This window comes from Ruminococcus sp. B05, assembly GCF_003628495.1.
Lineage (GTDB): Bacteria > Bacillota > Clostridia > Lachnospirales > Lachnospiraceae > Schaedlerella > Schaedlerella hominis.
Window position 1 is genome coordinate 28,668 of sequence record NZ_RBZR01000012.1, and the last position, 18,237, is coordinate 46,904.

Sequence of the window (18,237 nt, forward strand, 5' to 3'; positions counted from 1 at the left end):
ATCAAGTATTTTTATAGTAAAAACAATTAAAGAAAATTGCTAAAAAATTTAGAAAAAACAGACTAAAACTCTTGATTCGACACGCTTTTCTCTTTTATTTTTTTACTATATCAAGTATAATAAGATTATATAAAATACGAGTTGCGAGGTGGCTTTATGGCAAACAATATGACAGAGGAAAAGACAGTTCAGCCATACGAAATTGGGGAGTTGGACCAATATTTGTTTGGAAATGGAACTCACTATGAATTATATAAAAAGATGGGTGCACATCTGGTTACAGCAGATGGAGTCAAGGGTGTGTACTTTGCAGTGTGGGCACCACATGCAAAGAGCGTGTCTGTAATTGGAGAGTTTAATGAGTGGGATTTAAATGCTGACATGATGCAGCGTCATGATCCAATGGGAATTTATACAAAATTTGTACCGGGTGCAAAAGAAGGACAGTTGTACAAATTCTGTATTGAGACACAGAATGGGGCAAAAATTGATAAGGCAGATCCGTTTGCAAATTATGCAGAACTCAGACCGGGGAACGCATCTAGAATCACAGATATTTCGAATTTGAAATGGAGTGATTCTTTATGGATGAAGAAACGGGAAAAGTGGGATGAAAAAACAAATCCAATGTCTATTTATGAAGTGCATATGGGCTCTTGGATGAGACATCCGGGGAGAGAAGATGAAGGATTCTATACATATCGTGAATTTGCAGAGAGAGTCACGGAATATGTGAAGAATATGGGATATACACATGTGGAGCTGATGGGAATTTCAGAGTATCCATATGATGGTTCTTGGGGATATCAGGTGACAGGATATTATGCACCGACTTCTCGTTATGGAACGCCGGAAGATTTTGCGTATATGATTGATTATCTGCACAAGAATGATATAGGTGTTATTCTTGACTGGGTACCGGCGCATTTTCCAAAAGATGCACATGGACTGGCTGAGTTTGACGGACAGGCTTTGTTTGAATATGCAGACCCAAGAAAGGGAGAACATCCTGACTGGGGAACAAAGATTTTCGATTATGAAAAACCAGAAGTACAGAACTTCTTGATTGGAAGTGCATTATTCTGGATAGAGCATTTCCATGTAGATGGATTACGTGTAGATGCGGTAGCATCTATGCTGTACTTGGATTATGGAAAAGAATCCGGACAGTGGGTACCGAATAAATTCGGCGGTAATGAGAATCTGGAAGCAATTCAGTTCTTTAAACATCTGAATTCGGTTGTACTTGGCAGAAATCATGGCAGTGTAATGATTGCAGAAGAGTCTACTGCATGGCCGAAGGTGACAGGAGATCCTGAGGAGGATAGTCTTGGATTTAGCTTAAAATGGAATATGGGCTGGATGCATGATTTCACAGAATATATGAAACTGGATCCGTTATTCCGTAAGAATGCACATTATATGATGACATTCTCAATGGAGTATGCTTATAGTGAAGACTATATTCTTGTATTGTCTCATGATGAAGTTGTTCATTTGAAATGCTCTATGTTGAATAAGATGCCGGGAGAAGGATTGGACAAGTTCCGTAACCTGAAAGTGGCTTATGCATTTATGGCAGGGCATCCTGGTAAGAAGCTATTGTTTATGGGACAGGAATTCGCACAGCTTCGTGAGTGGAGTGAGGAACGTGAACTAGACTGGTATCTGTTGGCGGAAGAACCACATCAGCATATTCAGAACTGGGTACAGGATTTGCTTCATTTGTATAGAGAACAGAAAGCTTTGTATGAATTGGATACGCAGCCAAGTGGCTTCCAGTGGATCAATAAAGACGATGTATTCAGAAGCATTTTCAGTTTTGTAAGATATTCAAAGGATAGAAAGAAGAGCTTATTATTCATATGTAACTTTACTCCTGTAGAACGTCCTGATTATCGTGTCGGAGTACCAAAAGGATGTCAGTATAAATTAATCCTGGATAGTGAAGATCAGAGATATGGTGGACAGGACAAGAAAGTAGGTTCTGTAGTCCGTGCAACGAAACAGGAATGTGATGGACAGGATTATTCATTCGCATACCCATTAGCCGGATATGGGGTGGCAGTGTTTGAGTTTGACGGAAGTGTAAGAACAACGAAAAGGACTCATGGAAAGCCAAGAAAGAAAAGAAAATAACAGATAATTTGAAAAACCAGTAAAAGAAGAAGGGTGGAGCAAATGCTCTAACCCTTCTTTTCTTTCATGCGTTTGATGACTTTTAGCCGAGTGAATTCTTCACGTTCTTTTTCTTCCAATGCATTACTGATCGTATAAACAAGATTTGTATACATCGGAATTGTAATATTCTGAAGTGCGTTTGCACGCTTTTGAGTTTTCTTTATATTCGTTGCAAGACGATAAGCTGCATTTTCGACCATGGATAATTTAACAGTCAAATCTTTTACCTTCTGAAATGCCTTTGTGGCAAGGTCGATGGACTCCCTTGTTGTGCTAAATGAATAGGTTGGCATAACATTGGCAGGAGTGTATTTTACATGGGGAATCTCCGTTCCCATAATACTTCGAGTCTGTATTACGATAGAATTCTCAATCGGAACTGTATATGCAAGCTGGGAAACCAGGTTGATTCCATGTTCGATATTTGCACGCTGCAGACATTGGTATGCATAGGTAAAGGTCGAATCAATCTCGTCCTGAATATCGCGGGCTTCATCGATAAGATCCATCAGTTCCCGAATCAGGATGTTTCGTTTTTTGTCCATCAAATCGTAGCCTTGCTGTGCCAATGCCAAAGAATTTTTGGCAAGCATAAGATTTCCTTTTGTGGGAAATGTACGAGGATCCATGAAATCCCTCCTTTCATCTGAAAAATTGATAGTGCATTGATGTTAAAGATGAAAAGTTATTCTTCCTCAGTCGGCATAGGATGATAGTATTTATCCAGAATTTTAGTATCTACACGGTCCAACTCTTCTTTTGGTAATCTGCCAAGCAGTTCCCAACCAAGGTCTAAGGTTTCTTCTATTGTCCGGTTTTCATTTACGCCTTGTCCGATGTAACGGGTTTCAAATTCTTTACCAAATTCCAAATATTTTTTGTCAATCGGAGAAAGCTCATCCTCGCCGATAACAGAGGCAAGGTTACGGGCATCTCCAACTTTTGCATAAGCAGAGAAGAGCTGATTGGCGAGATCTTGATGATCTTCTCTTGTATATCCTTTACCGATACCATCTTTCATCAGACGTGATAGAGATGGAAGAATATTGATTGGCGGATAAATGGACTGTCCGTGCAATTGTCGCTCTAATACAATCTGCCCTTCGGTGATATATCCGGTCAGGTCAGGAATTGGATGTGTGATATCATCATTTGGCATTGTGAGGATCGGAAGCTGGGTAACAGAACCATTTACACCTTTTACGATTCCGGCACGTTCATAAATAGTTGCCAGCTCACTGTACAAATATCCTGGGAATCCTTTACGGCTTGGGATTTCTCCTTTTGACGATGAAACCTCTCGCATTGCTTCTGCGAAAGAAGTCATGTCGGTAAGGATAACGAGGATATGCATATTTTGCTCAAATGCGAGATATTCGGCAACAGTCAATGCAACCTTCGGTGTGATCAGACGCTCCACTACCGGATCATTTGCCATATTCAAAAACATGGCTACGTGGTCGGCAACTCCGCTGTCTTCAAAAGTGCGGCGGAAGAAATCAGCAACATCATGTTTTACACCCATTGCGGCAAATACAATCGCAAACTGTTCGTCAGAGTTTTCTCCCAGAGAAGCCTGTTTTACAATCTGTGCAGCAAGCTGGTCGTGAGGAAGTCCATTTCCTGAGAAAATCGGAAGCTTTTGTCCACGGATTAAAGTTGTTAATCCATCAATCGCAGAAATACCGGTACGGATATAGTTACGTGGATATTCACGTTCTACCGGATTTAAAGGAAGTCCGTTGACATCTTGTTTTAATGAAGAATGGATTGGACCGAGGTCATCGATTGGCTGTCCGATACCATTGAAGGTGCGGCCAAGCATATCCGGGGATAATGCAATCTCCATCGGATGACCGGTCAGTTTGGTATGTGTATTTTTTAAAGACATATTTTCGGAACCTTCAAAAACCTGAATGACGGCTTTGTCTTCATAAAGTTCAATAATACGTCCGATTTTACGTTCTGTTCCATCTACGACAAATTCTACGATTTCATCATAAAAAGCGTCCTGTATGCCCTCCAGTGCAACAAGAGGACCATTGATACTGCTTAAGCCTAAATATTCAATTGACATAGTATAGTTTCCTCCTTATGCATTCTTTTCCAGTACATGTTGATAGAACGCGTCAATATCACGATGATACTGTTTAAACATTTCAAGCCGGTCATTCGGCACATCATATTTGATGGCGATAACGCGGTCAAATATATTTTCTGATTTGAGAACAGACATTGGATGCCCCATAGTTACAAGAGCTCTTGCCTGTTTGTAAAGATACAAAATCGTATCCATCATAAGAAACTGTTTTTCCAGTGAAACGCAGGTATCATCTTTGTGGAATGCATTTTGCTGCAGGAATCCAAGACGGATAACACGTGCGATTTCAAGAATCAGCTTCTGGTCATCAGGAAGTACATCACTACCAATCAGCTTGACAATCTCCAAAAGACTGCTCTCTGAATTTAAAAGTGCCATCAGGCGGTTGCGGTAGTCCACAAATTTAGGAGAAACATGATCCTGATACCAAGGTGATAAATCTCCCAGATATTCGCTGTAGCTTGTCAGCCAGTGGATTGCCGGGAAATGTCTCGCATAAGCAAGACTTTTATCCAGTCCCCAGAAGCAGCGGACAAATCGTTTGGTATTCTGCGTTACCGGTTCAGAGAAATCACCACCCTGAGGTGATACTGCACCAATGATAGTAACAGAACCATCCGTTCCATTTAAGTTATGCATCATACCGGCACGCTCGTAAAAAGCTGACAGACGGGATGCAAGATAAGCGGGGAAACCTTCCTCGGCAGGCATTTCCTCCAGACGTCCGGAAAGTTCTCTAAGCGCTTCAGCCCAACGAGATGTAGAGTCAGCCATAATCGCTACATCATATCCCATATCGCGATAATATTCAGCCAGTGTCAATCCCGTGTAAATAGAAGCTTCACGTGCGGCTACAGGCATGTTGGAAGTGTTGGCAATCAGTGTGGTACGGTCCATCAAAGGGTTACCGCTTCGAGGATCTACCAACTGGCTGAATTCTTCCAGAACCTGCGTCATTTCGTTGCCTCGTTCGCCACAACCGATATAGATGATGATGTCGGCATTAGACCATTTGGCAATCTGATGCTGAGTCATTGTTTTACCGGTACCAAATCCACCAGGGACAGCAGCAGTTCCGCCTTTTGCAATTGGGAACATCGTATCAATGATTCTCTGTCCTGTAATCAGCGGAGTAGAAGCCGGAAAACGATGATGAGTTGGTCTTGCAACTCGGATAGGCCAGCGTTGTGTCATAGTAAGTTCTTTTGTAGTGCCGTCATTTAATTGCAGAGTAATAAGAGTCTCATCAATTGTGTAAGCTCCGTCGGGAACAACATGGACAACGGTTCCTTCCACTTCCGGTGGAACCATGCATTTATGAACGATGGCACGAGTCTCCGGAACCTCTGCGATAATATCTCCGCCACGAAGAAAATCTCCTTCTTTTACGGTGATGTGTGCTTCCCATTTCTTTTCACGGTCCAGAGAATCAACAGTGACACCGCGAGTGATAAAAGCTCCGCCGCTCTTGGCGATTTCTTCAAGAGGACGTTCGATACCATCAAAAATATTATTTAAGATTCCAGGGGCAAGAGTGACTGATACGGCACTTCCGCTGGCAACGACTTCCTCGCCGGGACGTAGACCGCTGGTCTCTTCATACACCTGGACAGTTGTCATATCTTTTGTCAGGGCAATTACTTCTCCGACAAGTTTTTCCTTTCCTACATAAACCATCTCGGACATGCGAAATCCTGTATTTCCCTTCAGATAAATGACGGGACCATTGATTCCGTAGATTGTAGCAGTATTAAGCAATTCCGTCACCTCCTGAGAATAAGAATTTATCATATTCATCTCGTAATTGTGTTTTAAATGAATGATCGATCAAAATATTTCTGTCGCGGATGACACAGCGGACTCCACCAATAAAATCTTCTGTACTGATTGTAAGCTGTGTGCCCGTAGCTTTCTCCAGAGAGGATTTTAAGGATTCATCTGACGGGTTAATATAAATCGTCATAGAAGATCCGTTCGCAAATGTAAGAGCATCCCGGATACAGCGAATCAAGAAATCCGGATAATCTGCTGAATTCATATAATCATGGACAAGCTCCAGAGTCTCTTTAAAAATCTTATCTTTCAGATTCTGCTGGATTTTGCTCTGCTCACGTTTTAAGTCAAGCTGTGCTTTGGCAAGCGATTGATTGATCTGCTGTTTTGCATTGATCGTCTCTGTTTTAATACGGATCTCAGATTGTCTTTGAGCTTCTACTTTGTGATCCTGTAATACTTTTTCAAGAGCATCCCGGTACGAGTCAATAATCTCATTGCCCTGAGCCCGGGCCTCCTCCATGGAGGTCGCCTGTAAATGTGCAATTTTTTCTTCTAAAGTCAAGGTACTACCTCCCTATAATTTTAATCCGATTGCTTCTGTGATATAAGAAGTGATAAAGTCTTTCTTTCGTCCGGTACCATGTCGGTCAGGAATCTCAATCAAAAGAGGCATCTTTCGCTCCAGACGGAATTGATCAATGATGTCTGGAAATTCCTGACCGAATTTTTCTGTCAGGAGGACGATACCAATTGTTTTGTCGAGCAAGACCTTCTCCAATTCTTCACGAAGTTCGTCACGTTCATGGACAACAACACCATCTACGCCGGCAAGACGCATGCCGGTATAGGTGTCGACGTTGTCACTGATTAAATACATTTTCATAAAATACTCCATTCCGGCTGCTGTATTAAATACCTGCAGCCCAAGCGGTGTTTTACAACTTTCCTAAAATCATGAAGGAGATAATCAGTCCATACAGACAAACACCTTCTGCAAGACCTACGAAAATTAAAGATTTACCAAGTACGCTGGAATCTTCACTGATTGCACCAAGAGCAGCACTTGCAGCACTTGCTACGGCGATACCGCCACCGATACAAGAAAGTCCTGTAACAAGAGCGGCTGCAATATATCCAAGTCCTGTTGCAAGTGAACCGGAAGTAGCTGCTGCATCAGCGGCGTGTACAGTTGGTCCGCCAAGCATCATGATCGATGCGATGGCAAAAGCACCAAAGAAGAAAAATGCGTTGACACCGATAGTACGTTTATAACGTTTTTTGTTTTTTTCTCCGATTAAGTAATATCCAAAAGGAATGATGATGCTCAGTACGAGAGCGACGATAAAAATAAGTTTTGTTGCAGTTGTCATAATAAACGCCTCCTATAAAATGATAATTTATTTCTTTGAGTTTGATTCAGTTTTTTGTGTATATGGTGAAAATGCATGTCCGGAACCACTGTAGAATCGACTGAACATTTCATAATATTCCAGACGAAGAACCTGAATTCCGACGATCAATCCCTCCATACCACACACGAACAAGTTACCGAGTACAATGACGATCCAGTTCGGATTACCCTCTTCGACACCGGCAAGCATCAGTACAACTTCCATCATTGCAGCATGACTGACAGCGAAAGCACCGATACGGACAAAGGACAAGGTGTTGGAGAAGTAGCTGAGCAGTGTTTCAAATAATTCAAAAAATCCCTGAATGAGGAACATTGCTTTGCTTTCTTCCATTTTGTTACTTTTCTTTTCAATCTTCTTTGTGAGTGGCTCACGGAATAAGATTAAAAGAAGAGGAATGCCAAACATAATGGCAATAACCCATCCGGCAGGGGTTTTATGCCCTGTCATAAATAAAACGATAACAGCTACAATGGAAGCATAGAATACAAGTCCTGCAACACCATTGATATCAAACCAGGTAGCTTCTACATCGTGGCTACGAGCCGCATTTATAATATGGAGGATCATAGCAAATATAATGACACCCATACCAAAAGCAACAGCGACAATAAATACGGTGTTTAACTTACCGATAAAAGGTAATGTCGTCATATGGTCGATTGGTCTTAACCAAAGCGGCTGAATGATATCTTCAAATCCGAAAATGCTTCCGAATAAAAATCCAAAAATGGTGGAGAAGAAACCGGCACAGGATACAATTCCTGCCAGAGGAATCTTCTTAAAGTGATATAAAAGTCCGCCTCCGATTAAGAGGAGAAGTCCCTGACCAACATCACCGAACATTGCACCAAAGATGAAGGAATAAGTCAATGCAACGAAAATGGTAGGATCCATTTCATTGTGCGCAGGCAAACCATACATCTGTACATACATTTCAAAAGGTTTAAATAATTTTGGATTTTCCAGTTTCGTTGGCGGTTCTCCAAAATATTTATCCCGTTCTTCCTCTACAACAACAAAGACTTTGTCATCATTTTTAATTTCTTCTGTAAATTTTTCGACATCGTCTTCTGCCATCCATCCGCATAAAATGTAATAATCTTCTTTGTTTTCTTCCATGCGGGCTGCCATCTTACGAACATCAAAGTTATTAGAAAGCTCTTGCAGACGTTTTTGTGCAGCAACCAGCTGAGGACCCTGTTTTGTAAGGAAATCGGCAATCTGTTGATTTAGAGCTTCAATCTCTTTTTGTGATTTATCAATCTCACGTGAAAGTGCTCGATATGCCTGTGAAGGCGTTCCTTTGTACTCATCTGTTAAAGTGATTCGTTCAAAATGAAGCGAACGGAAAATAGCATCCGCTTTCGGGGCTTCACCAGGCGATACGAAGTAAGCTCCGTATACGTAAGTATCATCACGATCGCCTTCTACATAAATAGCATCCAGATCATCGGCCAGATATTTCTGCATTTTATGATAATATTCAATAGGAAGTTTTCCAAAACGGTAAGAGATAAACCGATAATTCAGTACCTCCTGAAGGTTGCAGTCCAATGGCTGGAAAGGGGCAATAATCTGTTGTTTCTGCCGGGAAGCTTCAATTGCCTGCTTCTGTTTTTCTTTTTTCTCTTGCAAATGTTCATACTCCTCATTTGCAGTGCGTACAAGTTCAAACATATCGTTCAGAGCAAGTGTTACATCCGGTTTAATTTTGTCAGGATTGTCCAGATAGCCAACAAATTTATTAGCCATACTAAGAGCATCCCGATATGGATTAAGTTCAACAAATGGTCGAAGATTATCAACTGTTTTTAATTCAGACAATGCCGATTCCAATTGAATTTCATATTTGGAAAGATATGTGTCGGTTACGCGGTCGATATCATTTCGAGGACCTGAAATGTTGATAAATTTCATTTTTACAATCATAGAGTTTTACCTCCAATATACGCTAACGTTTCACCAGGAGATAAATGATAACGCACACATTCCATGGCAGTTGTCAGCTTTCTTAATTCTTCTTCTTTTAAGAACAGATATGTGTTAATCGTGGCAATAGAATAAGGATTTCTGCGTCGGTCTACCGTGTAAAGATGGTAAAGACAATCACGATACATCTGTTCAATTGTTAGTGTTTCATTGAAATCATAGTGTCTCCAGTAAGAAGTTTTTTGGAGAATATGATCAAATTCTTCTATAGAAGGTGCTTCAACCAGTTCTTTAATAAGCTCGGTTGAAAGTTTATAATGAATCGGTACTAATAATGCATAAATGTCTACCGGTTTCATTTCATAATATTTCTTTGCTCGATAAATCCATTGAAGATTCAGCAAATCAATCTTTGAACCATAATCTCGAGTGAGAATCTCAAGCTCTTTTTTCTTTAAAACTTTTTTTCGTTTTTTCCAGATTTTTGCAAATGCATATTGATCCAGAGCAAGGTCATAATCAAAAAGAGTAATGTTGGTTTTTTCCTTTAATCGCTTCAATGGTTCGTAATATTCCGTATCTTTCAAATTCTCAATCAATTCATCCGTTGTACGTGACGTAATTAGTTTATCAATAGAAATCTGAGAATATTTATCAAAGAAATTCTTCTTATAATTTAAATCGAAAGGTTCGGAGTAGTGGTTGATAACAATACGGAAGCAATAATTGATCAAGTCTACTTCATAGCGGGAAACATAAAGTTCCAGAAATTTTCGTTGTTCCAGCCCGCAAAAACGATAGATTTTAGAATAATCATAATATAATTGTCCGATTAAAACTTTCTCAATATTACCGCGATGAAGCTGCTCGTCAGACAAATCATTTAATACAAAGCTGTAAGAAGATTTCTCTTTTAAATAAGAAACAATTTCCGGGACGCTGTGAAGCTCGGCAATTTCTTCGAAATTTTTATCATTCAGAAGCCTTGCTTCCATTGCACGAATCTTAGTTACAATACCACTGTATGCCAGTAAATTTCCCATGTTTGTCACCTCGTTTGCATGAAAATATGTTGTTACTTATAGTAAAATGTAAACAATGATGTGAAAACCTGTGATCTACACGGTCGTAATACGTGCTAAGATTTCCTGTGCATATTGCGAATGCCTTTCTTTATAATTCTTCTGCAAGGCAATGGTTGCAGAATTGTTATCACTGCTTTGTCCGTTCAATACATTTTGTGTATCGGTTTCCAGACGATCACGGATCTTCTGAATCTCGGACATGGTACGACTTTCTAATTCAATATCAAAGAGCCGTCGCTTTTCCTGATATTCTTTATCCAAAACTTCCTTTTGTGCCTCAGCATGCTCCACAATGGAAGAAGCGGCCGATTCGATTTCGGATAGTTTTTTTACAATAGAATCCATAAGAAGCCTCCCTTGTTGATTTTTACTTGTGATGTTTTTATCATACACCTTTTTGAAAAAAATACAATAAAAATAGCGGAAAACAAACGATAAAATTATACAAAATCACCAGAAAAACAGAGGGCAAAAAAATATTATCAAAAATTGACCGGTAGGATTGGTTTATGATATGATGAAAAAAATTAAAAATAAAAATGATAAAAATGATGGAAAAATAGCAGGTCAAACGAAGAATGACCTGATGAATGTTAGATAGTAGGAGGAAACAGTATGAGACTTAGAAATATTCCAAGAGCGGAGAGTACAATAGAGGCACATGATGCGGTAATCAATCAGCCGGAGGCAGAACGAGGAAAGTGGGCAAAGGTATTTGGGAATAGTAAACCAATTCATATTGAGATTGGGATGGGAAAAGGTCAATTTCTGCTAAATATGGCACTGGCTCATCCAGATGTAAACTATATTGGAATCGAACGTTATTCAAGCGTACTGCTTAGAGCAGTGGAAAAATTTGACAGAGATGAATACAGAGAACTTGAAAATATCCGTTTTGTTTGTATGGATGCAAAAGAATTGGATAAAGTATTTGCACCGGAAGAAGTGGATAAAATTTATTTAAACTTTTCAGATCCATGGCCAAAGGCAAGACATGCAAAACGAAGACTGACATCGAAAGAATTTTTAAAAAGATATGAGGGTATCCTTGTTCAGCATGGAAAAGTTGAATTTAAGACAGACAACACAGAGCTGTTTAATTTTTCCTTAGAACAGGTAGAAGAGGCAGAAGGCTGGGAGCTGCTTGCACATACCTTTGATCTGCATCACAATGAAGAGATGAATAAAGGCAATATTATGACAGAGTATGAAGCAAAATTTTCAGCGAAAGGTCAGCCAATCAATAAGTTGATTGCAACAAGGAAATAAAAAGGTAGTTGTTACATATAATATAAAAAGCTTACGTTACTGTTCGCAATCTAAAGTGAACAGTAACGGTGTTTGTGGGGATGTGTAAAATGAAGAAACGCAGAACCTGGAAAGTGGCGTTGAGTCAAAAGCTATATTGTAATGTAAAGTGGAATAAAATTGTGGTGTGTGTGAAGGACTCGTTGGACGAAGTAAGCAAGGTCTTGAATTCTATAGGAAGAAAATGTTAAAGCAGCTTGTTTGAAAATGTAATTATTACCTCTGCAAGGTGCAAAAATTAAAAAAATGTTCGAAATATGAAAAAAATATAAAAAAATACTTGCATTTTTTAAAAGCTTTCGATATAATATCTATTGTGTCACAGATGAGACATACAAATTTAATAAAAGATGCGCGATTAGCTCAGTTGGTAGAGCACCTGACTCTTAATCAGGGTGTCCAGGGTTCGAACCCCTGATCGCGCACTCAGGAATCACTGTTTTTGGCGGCTGCGAACGTTGGGGGCGGTGGTTTTTTTCTGTATTCTTCTTTAGTAGAAACGAAACAGTTTGATGAAAGGAAACGTATGAATAACAAAAGAAAACGAATTATAAAAATAACAATCCCATTAATAATTGCATTATTATCTGTTTTTGTATTCGCCCGATTCACAACGTCTACAGAATATCATGCCAAAACAATACAGTCTTTGGATGAAAAGAAGACAACGGTTATGGAATTGACAGCGGCTTCCACGGCAGCTTCAGCGGCAATCACGTTGATTCCGGGAGATACCGGAACTCCGATTGCGGAAAAATTAGCAGATTTGAGTTCATATTTTTTGATTGTATTATGTGCGTTGTTTTTAGAAAAATATTTGTTGACGATAATGGGCTATGCGGCATTTATGATATTAATACCAATTGCCTGTGCATTATATTCGGCGAGTGAGATATTTAAACGGAACATATGGAAGCGGTTTTCCTATAAGTTGATATTGTTTGGACTTGGTATCTATCTGATTGTGCCAGTCAGCGTAAAGGTATCGGATATGATAGAGACAACATATCAGACATCCATCGAGCAAACAATCGATTCGGCAAAACAGACGACAGAAGAAATCAAAGATAGTAGCGACGAAGAGGAAAGTAGTGGTGTGAGTGGATTTATTTCCAAAGTGAAAGATAGAGTATCTACGACAACATCTAAGATTGAGAATGTACTGAATGACTTTATCGAAGCGCTGGCGGTTATGATTGTAACTTCATGTTTGATTCCAATATTGGTAATGATATTCTTGGTGTGGATTATTAAGAGTATGCTGGGAATGGATATGACCGGGTGGAAGCGGATTGAGAGAATATAAGGGACCAGATAGGGACGGAGTTTCATGGTTCTTTTGCTGAGCAAAAGGCCATTAAACTCCGTCCCTGTTTGGTTAGTTATCCAACAACCATTTCCAAATAGGAATTACCTCAATATTGATTCCATCGCAATCAATAACAGCCTCTTCGCTATTAGTAATGAGAATACATTTGGCGTTGGGGATAAAATTATTTAGCTTCACAAAGGCTCTGGTTTCACGTTCTCTTGTATCTATGTTATCCAGAACCTGCATACTGACCTGGATAGCAAGATTGTCTAATGGTACATAAAAGTCAATTTCTACATTATTCTCAAAGAAATAGACATTTTCGGTACCATAACGTCGCATCAGTTCGATTGCAACAAGATTTTCCAGTTGAGCAGATTTGCAGTCTAGCAGCATAAGTCCTAGAAGTCCGGTATCCATAAAGTAATACTTAGGAGAAGTCTCTTTTTCTACAAGTTTGGCGGCATAGTTTTGCAGAGTAAAGAGCAGGTAAGAGTTTGTCATATAATTGACATAGTTTATTACGGTTTGTTTACCGATAGACATTCCACGACTTTTTAATATATTAGTCAGTCGGTTATACGATAAAGGTTTTGTGACAGATTCTGAAATTTTCTTTAAAATCAGCCTTATTGCGAAATCGTTGGTGATTTTATTTCTGGTTATAATATCACCAAGATATACGGTTTGATAGATGCTGTTCAAAAAAGTCCTTTTGTTCTTTATTTCAACTAATTCAGGAAATGCTCCATAAGTTACGTATTCGTTATATTGATTTTGGACATCTGCCCTGTCTTTGGTGCTAATAACATCCAGATAATTCTTTGTCATATTATTTGCAATTAGATATTCAGAGAAAGAATATGGATAAACATTCATAATAACAAAGCGCCCACCTAAAGTAGAAGCTATTTCGTTACTTAGCATTTTACTATTACTGCTAGTAATATTGATTCGATACTTCATATCCGCAATTCTGCGAACGAACTTTTCCCATCCGTCCCTATCTGGCTCCCCTATCTGGTGGATTTACGATAAAGAGGAAAATGTAGTTGATAATATTCTGGTAAAACGTAAAATTTGTTGCGCGCCAGAGGTTGATTTTCCTTAGTGTAATGAATCGATTCTAATAAAAGTGCCGGAGTTTGCTCAGGAACTTTTAGAAAGTCAGTTTCCATATGATTAACATAAATTAATTTAATCGTTGTGTCCATTCGTTCTGTATGTGTAAATAATGTCTTCAATATAACTTCACGAATAGAGTCTTCTTGAGCAGTGTCCAAAAGAAGCAAATCAAAAAAAGTTGCCGGAATCTGTGTGAAGGAATAACTTAAGACAGTTTGATCGGAATGGAATACACAGTTGCATGCTAAAACTAAATCACAGGTTGTGAGTTCTAGTTTATCTCTTGCAATATCCGTTGGAGCACCGTAATTATAAGATAGTATCGTATCTGTTATAGGAAGCTTACATTGGGTTAGAAGCGGATGTTCCAAAAGATTTGTAGGGGAGGATGGAGAATGGGGAGCTATTAAAGTTCCTTTTCCTTGAGATTTAATAATCATACCATCTTCTTGCAAAATAGCAAGAGCTTGCCGAAGAGTATTTCTGCTGACACCATATTTCTGAGATAGAGCAGTTTCTCCAGGGAGATATTCTCCAGGTGGATAAGTTCCGTCCATAATATCCTTATATAGAGAATTGTACACATCTAAATATACGGGAATATTATCGGTATATAGTCGTGTTTGCATTATTCGACCTCCTTTGTTCAATCTTGATGAACAAGTTAATCATATCATGTTTTTTTTGTCTGTGCAATTATAATTCTGATAAGTAGGAAATGAAAAGAGACTGGAAATACAAAATGCACAAGATTGTATGTTAAACCTTGTGAGAAAGTTATAAAAATTAAAAAAGTATGGAGGAAATGTTGACAAACAGATAAAAACAATGCTAATCTTTGGACAAGATGAACATGTTCAACAAGATAAGAGGGGGAGGATACATGATACGTCTTTGCGAAGAAAAAGACAGAGGGCAATTATTAAACTATTTGCAAGAAAATCCGATTTATCATACATTTTTGCTTGCAGATATGGAACAATATGGATTTAATCATTCATTTCAACAGATTTATGTGCAGGAAGAAAATGGAGAATGTCAAGGTGTTTACTTGCGGTATTATCATAATTTGATTCTTGCAGGTGAACCGGACTACATAGATGGCAGGGCGGTTGCACAGTTAGTAAATGGAGAAATTAGAACCATAATGGGAAGAGGGGAACTTGTCAAACAAGTTTTAGATTATTTGGATAGTACATGGAACATGGTAGAAAGTAATTTGTATGTACAGCCTATTCCAGTACAAATTTTGGAAAAACCAATGGCAAATCTGAGAATTGCAAAATTGGATGATGTAGATGCTATTTATCAGTTTTTGATGAGTTTTCCAGAGTTTGTAGCACCATATGGTGAAAAGGCAATGATTGTAAATCGTATTACAAATAATGAAGGAATTCATGTGCTGCTTGAAGAAAATGGGAAAATTATTGCACACGGAAATAGTGCAGCAAAAACAGAAAAATCCTGTATGCTGGGAGGAATTTGTGTAGATCACGCATATAGAGGAAATGGGTATGCACAGAAGGTTTTATCTGTATTAAGTGAATATATACATCAAGAAGGAAAAATGCCTTGCATTTTTGCACCAGCAGATTCAGAATACTCAATTTTCGAAAAGACTGGATTTGAGATTTATGGGACATGGGCGGTTGTAAACCGCATTAAGTAGGAGGGACTCATGGAAACGATAAATAAGAAATTGAAAACAAAGGATATTTTAGGTTATACGATAGGATCTATTGGTGATAGTACATCATACAATTTTATTTTATCATTTTTATCTTTTTTTATGACAACAGTTGCAGGGGTGAGTCCAGCAGTAGCTGGAGCTATTATTTCAATTGCAATTGCATGGGATGCTATTACTGATCCGATTATTGGGTATATTGTAGATAATTCTAGAAGTAGCAAGGGAAAACGTCGCCCTTGGATTTTGCGATCAGTAGTTCCGCTCGGTGCTTCTATGGTACTATTATTTTTAAAAGTGGACTTTCCGGCTGCACAAAAAAACTTGTATTATTTGATTTTAGTCCTTGTTTTCTGGACAGCGTATACAGCATTTAATATTCCATACTATTCTTTTGGATCAGTACTTACAGATGTTGATAGCGAGCGTGTAAAATTGGCAGCTTTTCGTGAAGTACTTGGATATGTTGGAATTTTTTGTGCAAGTTCTGTTCCTACTTTTATTGTTGGGAAAATGGTGGCAAGTGGTTTCTCAGATGCAAATTCATGGTTCACAGTAGGTGTGATCACAGCAGTTATTTCTGTCATTACAATTTCATTAATGTGGTGGATGACTAAAGGTAAAGAGTCAATTGAAGAGGTCGCTGAGACTGAGAAGATGAATATAAAAGGATTTTTCGTACAGATTTGGAGTCTGATGAAAATGAAACCGTATGTGCTTGTAATTCTTTGTGCACTTTTAACTAATGTGTACATGACATTATTTAACTCTAGTCTGATGTATTATGTAACGTACAATATGGGGTTGGCTGAAACACAAGCATCACTGATGTTTACAGCTATGAATATCGTATCAATTGTATTTATTCCATTTGTAACAAAAGGGGTGGAAATTTTTAGTAAAAGTAAGGTGTATGTTGGTTGTGCTATTTTCAGTGGAAGTATTATGATACTTACAATGTTTACTGGTATTCCTAATATTGCAATGGGATGTGTTTATGTAGTACTGGTTGGTGTAGGAACTTGTGCTTATTGGATGTGTATTTTTAACTTTTTATATGACGTTGTAGATTATGATGAATTTCAGCGAGGAAAAAAACGTGACGGAATTATCATGTCCTATTATTCGTTTTTGTTAAAACTTGGTGGTTCTGTTGCTGCAGCGGTACAGGGCATAATGTTGGAACAGAGTGGATTCGATCCAGCTTTAGCTGTGCAGGGAGAAAATGCACTGAATATGATAAAAATAATGTTTACTATTCTTCCAGGGGTATGTTTATTTGGAGCTGGTGTAGTTATGGCAGTGACTCCATTAAAAGATAAGAGAATGAGTGCATTAAGAACAGCCTTAGAGAAGAAACGATTAGGAGAAAGTTATTCAGTAGAAGGCTTTAAAGAATTATTAGATAATCAACAATAGACTGATATAAAATTTAAAATTGAGGAGGAAAACAATGAATTCGAAAGCAGCAATTGTAATGCAAACAGATTTTACAAAAGATATTTCCGTCTGTACTATGCAGGGCGTGTGTATGATGGTGGATCCGACATTACGTGTTTTTGATAATACACATGATATTAAGAGTTTTGATACATATCAGGCTTCTACGTGTTTAAGTTACGTAGTTGATTTCTGGCCAGCAGGCACAGTTTTTGTTTCTGTTGTAGATCCAGGTGTAGGAACAGATCGAAGAGCGTGTGTCGCAAAATTAAAAAATGGTAGTTATGTTATAACTCCGGATAATGGGACTCTTACACATGTGGCAAAATATATCGGTGTAGAAGCTGTTCGTGTAATTAATGAAGAAGCTCATCGGTTAAAAACCACAGCACAGTGTAACATTTTTCATGGAAGAGATGTATTTGCATACTGTGCTGCAAAACTGGCGGCAGGAATTATTACTTATGAAGAAGTTGGGCCAGAGTATCCGATTGAGGAAATTGTTTTACATGAGATTATTCCGTATCAGTGGGAAGGAAATAAATTTTTGGGAATGATTGATACTGCGGATTATCATTTTGGATTAATTTGTAGTAACATTCCGGCAGATGTATTTGAAAAAGCAGGAGTTTCCTATGGAGATTTATTAAATGTTAAAATAAGAAAACAAGGACAAGAAGAGCCGGTATTTTCTGGAAAAGTGCCATTCTGCGATTCGTTTGGTTCAGTAGCCGAAGGGGAACCACTTTTAATGGTTAGTGAGACACTTCAGATACAAATTGCAATTAATTATGAAAATATGTCAGAAAAATATGGAATTCAAGTAGGTCCAAACTGGACAATAGAGATGGAGCTCTGTGAAAAAGGGGGGAAATAGG

General features: G+C 38.5%; 17 protein-coding genes and 1 tRNA gene. 7 read left to right on the top strand and 11 right to left on the bottom strand.

The window, feature by feature from the left end; translation table 11 throughout:
* Positions 1-156 precede the first annotated feature (156 nt).
* Complete coding sequence (gene glgB / locus D8Q48_RS10145; RefSeq protein ID WP_121056406.1) at positions 157-2,139, top strand: 1,4-alpha-glucan branching protein GlgB; 1,983 nt, start codon at positions 157-159, stop codon at positions 2,137-2,139.
* Positions 2,140-2,186: 47 nt separating this feature from the next.
* Here glgB and D8Q48_RS10150 read toward each other — a convergent pair whose 3' ends face one another.
* From D8Q48_RS10150 to D8Q48_RS10190, 9 genes are all read right to left on the bottom strand, one after another.
* Positions 2,187-2,810 carry a V-type ATP synthase subunit D gene (locus D8Q48_RS10150; protein ID WP_022075715.1) on the bottom strand — a complete coding sequence of 208 codons (624 nt, stop codon included), beginning with the start codon at positions 2,808-2,810 and terminating at the stop codon, positions 2,187-2,189.
* A 56-nt stretch (positions 2,811-2,866) separates the two neighbouring features.
* The gene (locus D8Q48_RS10155; protein WP_121056407.1) at positions 2,867-4,258 is read right to left on the bottom strand and encodes a V-type ATP synthase subunit B; all 1,392 of its coding nucleotides are present in this window, start codon (positions 4,256-4,258) and stop codon (positions 2,867-2,869) included.
* A gap of 15 nt (positions 4,259-4,273) precedes the next feature.
* Complete coding sequence (locus tag D8Q48_RS10160; protein WP_118724486.1) at positions 4,274-6,040, bottom strand: V-type ATP synthase subunit A; 1,767 nt, start codon at positions 6,038-6,040, stop codon at positions 4,274-4,276.
* Complete coding sequence (locus D8Q48_RS10165) at positions 6,033-6,620, bottom strand: V-type ATP synthase subunit E (protein WP_172696981.1); 588 nt, start codon at positions 6,618-6,620, stop codon at positions 6,033-6,035. Before D8Q48_RS10165 ends, D8Q48_RS10160 begins: the two co-directional genes overlap by 8 nt.
* Before the next feature lie 12 nt (positions 6,621-6,632).
* Entirely contained in the window at positions 6,633-6,941 is a 309-nt protein-coding gene (locus tag D8Q48_RS10170) for a V-type ATP synthase subunit F (RefSeq protein WP_022075711.1), read from the bottom strand.
* A 52-nt stretch (positions 6,942-6,993) separates the two neighbouring features.
* The gene (locus D8Q48_RS10175) at positions 6,994-7,428 is read right to left on the bottom strand and encodes an ATP synthase subunit C (protein WP_022075710.1); all 435 of its coding nucleotides are present in this window, start codon (positions 7,426-7,428) and stop codon (positions 6,994-6,996) included.
* Positions 7,429-7,455: 27 nt separating this feature from the next.
* Positions 7,456-9,402, bottom strand: a complete 1,947-nt coding sequence (locus D8Q48_RS10180; RefSeq protein WP_121056408.1) for a V-type ATPase 116kDa subunit family protein — start codon at positions 9,400-9,402, stop codon at positions 7,456-7,458.
* Positions 9,399-10,445 carry a V-type ATPase subunit gene (locus D8Q48_RS10185; RefSeq protein ID WP_121056409.1) on the bottom strand — a complete coding sequence of 349 codons (1,047 nt, stop codon included), beginning with the start codon at positions 10,443-10,445 and terminating at the stop codon, positions 9,399-9,401. Before D8Q48_RS10185 ends, D8Q48_RS10180 begins: the two co-directional genes overlap by 4 nt.
* A 75-nt stretch (positions 10,446-10,520) precedes the next feature.
* The gene (locus tag D8Q48_RS10190; RefSeq protein WP_121056410.1) at positions 10,521-10,832 is read right to left on the bottom strand and encodes a hypothetical protein; all 312 of its coding nucleotides are present in this window, start codon (positions 10,830-10,832) and stop codon (positions 10,521-10,523) included.
* A gap of 270 nt (positions 10,833-11,102) precedes the next feature.
* On the opposite strand from D8Q48_RS10190, the gene trmB reads away from it, so the two are divergent.
* The 3 genes from trmB (at position 11,103) to D8Q48_RS10205 (ending at position 13,101) form a co-directional block, all read left to right on the top strand.
* Positions 11,103-11,756, top strand: a complete 654-nt coding sequence (gene trmB / locus D8Q48_RS10195) for a tRNA (guanosine(46)-N7)-methyltransferase TrmB (protein ID WP_121056411.1) — start codon at positions 11,103-11,105, stop codon at positions 11,754-11,756.
* Between the two features lie 391 nt (positions 11,757-12,147).
* Positions 12,148-12,220, top strand: a tRNA-Lys gene (locus D8Q48_RS10200).
* A gap of 101 nt (positions 12,221-12,321) precedes the next feature.
* Positions 12,322-13,101: a hypothetical protein gene (locus D8Q48_RS10205; protein WP_121056426.1), complete on the top strand. Its 780-nt coding sequence runs from the start codon at positions 12,322-12,324 to the stop codon at positions 13,099-13,101.
* A gap of 72 nt (positions 13,102-13,173) precedes the next feature.
* Here the strand turns inward: D8Q48_RS10205 and D8Q48_RS10210 are convergent, their stop codons facing one another.
* Together D8Q48_RS10210 and D8Q48_RS10215 are read right to left on the bottom strand one after the other, a co-directional pair.
* Positions 13,174-14,136, bottom strand: a complete 963-nt coding sequence (locus tag D8Q48_RS10210; protein ID WP_330514589.1) for an ATP-binding protein — start codon at positions 14,134-14,136, stop codon at positions 13,174-13,176.
* Positions 14,124-14,861 carry a GntR family transcriptional regulator gene (locus D8Q48_RS10215; protein WP_117990524.1) on the bottom strand — a complete coding sequence of 246 codons (738 nt, stop codon included), beginning with the start codon at positions 14,859-14,861 and terminating at the stop codon, positions 14,124-14,126. The genes D8Q48_RS10210 and D8Q48_RS10215 overlap by 13 nt, the downstream gene beginning before the upstream one ends.
* Before the next feature lie 254 nt (positions 14,862-15,115).
* Here D8Q48_RS10215 and D8Q48_RS10220 point away from each other — a divergent pair, with 254 nt between their 5' ends.
* Genes D8Q48_RS10220 through D8Q48_RS10230 form a run of 3 tightly spaced genes read left to right on the top strand, consistent with a single transcriptional unit; the run spans position 15,116 to position 18,236 of the window.
* Entirely contained in the window at positions 15,116-15,901 is a 786-nt protein-coding gene (locus tag D8Q48_RS10220) for a GNAT family N-acetyltransferase (RefSeq protein WP_172696982.1), read from the top strand.
* 9 nt (positions 15,902-15,910) lie between these two features.
* Positions 15,911-17,338 carry a glycoside-pentoside-hexuronide (GPH):cation symporter gene (locus D8Q48_RS10225; protein WP_117990519.1) on the top strand — a complete coding sequence of 476 codons (1,428 nt, stop codon included), beginning with the start codon at positions 15,911-15,913 and terminating at the stop codon, positions 17,336-17,338.
* Between the two features lie 34 nt (positions 17,339-17,372).
* Positions 17,373-18,236 (top strand): SAM-dependent chlorinase/fluorinase, encoded by an 864-nt coding sequence (locus D8Q48_RS10230; protein WP_121056412.1) that lies wholly within the window; start codon positions 17,373-17,375, stop codon positions 18,234-18,236.
* Position 18,237 lies beyond the last annotated feature (1 nt).